The sequence below is a fragment of the Desulfofundulus sp. genome, assembly GCF_049701015.1.
GTDB lineage: Bacteria > Bacillota > Desulfotomaculia > Desulfotomaculales > Desulfovirgulaceae > Desulfofundulus.
Window position 1 is genome coordinate 1 of record NZ_JBNATZ010000196.1, and the last position, 4681, is coordinate 4681.

General features: G+C 51.7%; 4 protein-coding genes and 4 tRNA genes. 6 read left to right on the plus strand and 2 right to left on the minus strand.

Annotated features, from left to right (window positions below):
* Positions 1–438: 438 nt before the first annotated feature.
* The 6 genes from ACPLUI_RS11150 to ACPLUI_RS11175 all read left to right on the plus strand — a co-directional run bounded on the left by ACPLUI_RS11150 (position 439) and on the right by ACPLUI_RS11175 (position 2874).
* Complete coding sequence (locus ACPLUI_RS11150) at positions 439–972, plus strand: GNAT family N-acetyltransferase (RefSeq protein ID WP_424660339.1); 534 nt, start codon at positions 439–441, stop codon at positions 970–972.
* A gap of 126 nt (positions 973–1098) precedes the next feature.
* Positions 1099–1175 (plus strand) — tRNA-His (locus tag ACPLUI_RS11155).
* Between the two features lie 3 nt (positions 1176–1178).
* A tRNA-Gln gene (locus tag ACPLUI_RS11160) sits at positions 1179–1253 on the plus strand.
* Positions 1254–1344: 91 nt separating this feature from the next.
* Positions 1345–1420 (plus strand) — tRNA-Lys (locus ACPLUI_RS11165).
* An 8-nt stretch (positions 1421–1428) separates the two neighbouring features.
* Positions 1429–1512: transfer RNA gene (locus ACPLUI_RS11170), tRNA-Leu, on the plus strand.
* A gap of 252 nt (positions 1513–1764) precedes the next feature.
* Positions 1765–2874: an acyltransferase family protein gene (locus tag ACPLUI_RS11175; protein ID WP_424660340.1), complete on the plus strand. Its 1110-nt coding sequence runs from the start codon at positions 1765–1767 to the stop codon at positions 2872–2874.
* A gap of 5 nt (positions 2875–2879) precedes the next feature.
* Here ACPLUI_RS11175 and ACPLUI_RS11180 read toward each other — a convergent pair whose 3' ends face one another.
* Both ACPLUI_RS11180 and ACPLUI_RS11185 read right to left on the minus strand, forming a co-directional pair.
* Positions 2880–4007 carry a methyl-accepting chemotaxis protein gene (locus tag ACPLUI_RS11180; RefSeq protein ID WP_424660341.1) on the minus strand — a complete coding sequence of 376 codons (1128 nt, stop codon included), beginning with the start codon at positions 4005–4007 and terminating at the stop codon, positions 2880–2882.
* A 127-nt stretch (positions 4008–4134) separates the two neighbouring features.
* The coding region (locus tag ACPLUI_RS11185) for a divalent metal cation transporter (RefSeq protein ID WP_424660342.1) at positions 4135–4681 on the minus strand (547 nt) is incomplete at its 5' end.

A 4681-nucleotide genomic window follows, 5' to 3' on the forward strand; every position in this document is an offset into this window, starting at 1 on the left:
ACTCTCTTGATTCAAGTATTGCCATCTGGCCTTATTAATATGTGGCTTTCTTTAAAGCAAAGACCGGGCGCATTTTTTGCGCCCGGTCCAGGTTTAATCGGCCTGATAGGGGAAGAATCCTTTGCCAAAGAACAGCAGAATGAGAATCAGGAAGAGAAGGAAGGCAAAGTGATGGTAGTAGTAATAGCCGGGATCAGGAGCCATTGTTGGTTACCTCCTTTCATTGCCGGTTTTCAATAACAGGATATGAATGGGGTTAGTAAAAGGTGCAAGGGGGCTCGAGCGGAAAAACCTCCCTTTCAGTTCAAAAAGTGCGGGATCCAAAAGGTTGGGGCTGTGTTATAATTGTTAAAGAGAGAGATAAGATTTAAGGTAACTGGAATAATATTCCGGGTAGCCATATCCTTTCCAGGGGTGTATCGAGGGGGAGGGGGTTTTATGGTACCTTGTGAGGAGTACCATTTTTATCTGTACTGCCCGGAAGGAGTAGAAGGAGCAGGTGAAATTCGAACCTGTCTGGTCAGCCGTCTTCCGGGAGTGGTCGAAGTCCCCTGGTTTATCTGTGAAACCCTTCAGGTTTTATTTGACGACCTGGGGGAAATCAATCCCGATTATTCCGGTCTTAAAAAAATGGCGGAGCACTTTGTTCTCTCCATGTTTGACAGGAATGGGCACCCTGTAGGTTTTTGTTCTTTTATTCCGGAACGTATCGATTTAATTCAAATCGATATTATCCTGATTAAAAAAGAATTTCGGCAAAGAGGGTTGGGCAGGTTATTGCTGGGTTACCTGGAGCAGGCCCTGGAACAGGGTACAATTATGTACGTGAGGCAGACAACTGGTACAGGCAGGAAGTTTTTTACGCGTTGTGGCTTCGCTCGAGATGTGCAGCTATTTAAAGTATTAAGTGACAGGAACCGTTTGTTTAAAACAAGGTCCGACCACAGTCCGGTCTCTCTGGCCAGCGTATAATTTTAGTTATAAATTTCCTGTAGAAATCTCCTTGACTTTTGAAAATAGAGTTGTTATAATAACAAATGCTGACGGAGCAGGGGTGCACCGCGAAAGAGGTGCTGTTCCTGTTCCTCGCGGGATGTGGTGGATGTAGCTCAGTTGGTTAGAGCACCAGGTTGTGGCCCTGGGGGTCGTGGGTTCGAGTCCCATCTTCCACCCCACGCTGGGGCGTAGCCAAGCGGTAAGGCAGCGGGCTTTGGACCCGCCATTCGTTGGTTCGAATCCAGCCGCCCCAGCCAAACACGAAAGAAGTAGTTGGTCGTATCTGGCAGCAGCTTGGCCAGCGACCAACTATAATTTTATATCAGGATTAAGTGAGAGGGATGAAGTGGGCCATTAGCTCAGCTGGTAGAGCACCTGACTTTTAATCAGGGTGTCGGAGGTTCGAGTCCTCCATGGCTCACCAATTTTTATGCGGGCGTGGCGGAATGGCAGACGCGCCGGATTTAGGATCCGGTGGGGAAACCCGTGTGGGTTCAACTCCCACCGCCCGCACCAGTAAAAATTGTTCAGATCCTTAGAACACCCCCCTAAAGTGTGAATCCGCTGGTACTAACGAGACACCACAGACAACCTCCTTCAGCACAATATCAATGCTCCCGGTGTTTTTTTAACCGGGAGCTTTTTTCTTTTTATAAAAACCAGAGCTTTTTTAAAGGTTTAGCCATCCACCGGAAAGGAGAGATGTTTCTTCAGGGGAATATAAATAAATATGTGGAGGGATAGATTTCCACAAAGGGGGGAGTCCCATTGTCAAAGCGGGATGATTCACTGGACTTGTTGAAGACACTGGCCTGTGTCCTCATGTTTTTCGCTCATTCCCACGTTGCCACGGACAGCTGGATAACTCACCAGCTCGTTTTTCTGGGCACGTTCGCACCCGTTATTTTTTTTGGTGTCAGCGGGGTCACGACGGTACTTCAACTCCGTTTACGTCCTCCCGGTAGCCTGTCCCTTTTCTACGTCCTTTTCTTTTTTCTCGGGCTTAGTTTTGTGGGTGCCAAAGGGGTTAACTTCTGGCACGAACCACAATCCGAGGTTCTGCAGGGCATCGCCCTTGGGGTTCTCATGACCATTTTTTTCATCTACCGGCTCGGCCCGGAAATAAGCGGTTTTTTATTTCCGCTGCCGTTTCTGCTGCATCTGGCGGCTAAAAAAGTGCCCATCCCGGCCACTATGGCAACCTGTTTTCTTATTCCACCCGGGCTGTTCACGCTTTTCCCCTGGCTCGCTTTTTTCCTGTGGGGTATTTTCTGTTATAATCACCGGAGAGCAGCTGTCCTGGTTACGCTTGGAGCGGGAGCTGCTTACACTGCCCTCTCCCTGCACGGCCTCGGTCATTGCGAAAAGTGGGACATGAACATCCAATTTTTCCTGGTCGGCCTTGTTTTGTACGGTGTTCTGGCTGCTATGCAACCCTTTCTGCGGGCAGTTCCAGGGTGGCTGGTTTACCTGGGCCGGCGTTCCCTCTTTTTTTTCTACGCCCATTACCTGTTGCTCTATTTCTGGTATTCGCTCGGTTTACCTCCAGAGCCGGCTCTGGTATGGCCGGTTGTCCTGGCCGGAGTGGTTGTCCTGTCCCTGGCGTGTGACAGACTCAACCAGCTGGTTGCCCCGGCGTGCTTTTCTTCCCTTACCAGGGCTTTCATGTTCTGGGTGCTGATGCTGGTCACCGTTTTGCTGTCTCCAGTGCTGGTTCCCGCTCCCTGGTTGATTCGGATTTCTTACTTGTGCGGCTTCCTGTTCGCGCTCAATTACCGGCAACTCCTACTGCTGGTACTGGAGGTGGCCGGTGTCTTGCGCGTCTTTCCCCGGCAGCGTACCGTTTCAGCTGACCGTCTCTCTGACACGATGCGGTAGGCACGCTAGCTGAATTTCCATATTTCAGCTACAGCCTTCAGCTTATCGGCCAGCGCAGTGAGTTCACTGGTGATAGCGGCTGTTTCCTGGCAGCTGGCGGCCGCCTGCTCAGCAACGGCAGCAATGGCTTCCACCCCGCCTACCATCTGCTCCGTGCTGGCTGCCTGTTCCTGGGCGGCGGAGGCCAGTTCTTCGATGCTTTCCACGGTGCGCCTCATTTGAGAAATGATATTGCGGAAGGCTTCCTGTACTTCCCCGGTAATCTGCAGCCCCTGTTCTACAGCGGCCACGGTTTCTCCGGTTGCTCCCTGGATGCCTGCTACGAGCTGGGTGATCTCCCTGGTGGAACGGGCGGAATTCTCCGCCAGCCCCCTTACTTCCTGGGCTACTACCGCAAACCCCCGCCCGTGTTCTCCGGCCCTGGCTGCTTCAATGGCTGCGTTCAGAGCCAGCAGGTTGGTTTGGGCGGCGATATCCTCGATCACCTGGACAAACTGGCCGATGCGGGCGGAACTTTCGTTGAGGGTGCGGATCTTTTCATGGATCAGGCCCATTCCACTGATTACTCTGTCTACCGCTTCACCCCCATGTCGGGCGGTGAGGTCGGTTTCCCGGGCGAGGGACGCCGTTTCCCGGGCTTTTTCCGCTGACTGTCTGGCTGAACGAGCCAGCGCTTCAATTCCCTGGAGGAGTTTTTGCACTTCTCCGGCCTGTTCCTGACTACCTGAGCTGATTTGCTCCGTGCCTGAGATAATCCGGCCGGTGGAAGTGGTGAGCTGTTCTGAGTAATCCTTTACCAGCCCGAACCATTTATGTACTCCTTTTAATACCCTGCGGACATTGGTTACCAGCCGGTCGATTTCTCCCCAGCCGAAGCTGCGTTCCTCAATTCGTTCGGTCAGGTCTCCGGCGATGGCTTTGTCCGTTTTGGCGATAACCATGTTCACCGTGGACTGCAGCGAAGAATAGGAGAAAGCTGCGATGACCCCGGCCAGCAATACACCCGCTGCCGCTCCGGCCAGGGTGGCTGGTCCGTTGCCATGGGTCGACCACCCGGCCAGCAGCGTAACGGCTACGGCCAGCAGGGCCAGAACGGAGGTCAGTATTGTCAGCTGACGGCGCAATTTACCCACTTTTATCCCTCCACTTGGTCCATAAAGTTATATTTCTTTATATAACCTTTCGAAACTTTTTCAACATTCTTAACAAGCAAGGGGCCTGAAAAAGCCGTTACCAGAAGGCTCCATTTTTAAATTTTTTTCACTTTAACAAGGGCCTGATGAATTTCAGCATGGGTATGATGAACAGGGCTGCTGTCAGGGCAATCAGAATGATTACGGTCGCCCACGCAATCGCGTTGGAAAGGGGGTTGCTGGTATAATCCCCCATAATATCTTTGTTGTTCACCATCCTGATCATAGAGATGAGGACGACCGGCAAAAGGATCCCATTCAATGTTTGAGTCCAGATGGTGATGGTAATGAGGGGCGCTCCAGGTATTAGAATAATTGCCACGGCGATAGTAATAATGATGGTAAACAGCGTGTAGAATTCAGGTGCTGTTTTCCACGTTTTATCCACTCCGGCCTCAAAACCGAATGCCTCGCAGATATAAAAGGCGGTGGCCAGCGGTAAAATAGTGGCCGAAAAAACAGAGGCGATGAACAGTCCAAAGGCAAACAGGCCGGAGGCCATTTTGCCGGCAAGAGGCTGCAGGGAAGCTGCAGCGTCCCTGGCCTCTTCGATTCTAATGCCCGCCTTGTAAAGGGTGGAAGCGCAGGCGACAATGATAAAGAAAGCTACCAGT

What these genes read in the sequence shown, in the direction of transcription:
- ACPLUI_RS11150 (WP_424660339.1), top strand. Translation starts at nt 439, where the DNA reads ATGGTACCTTGTGAGGAGTACCATTTTTATCTGTACTGCCCGGAAGGA.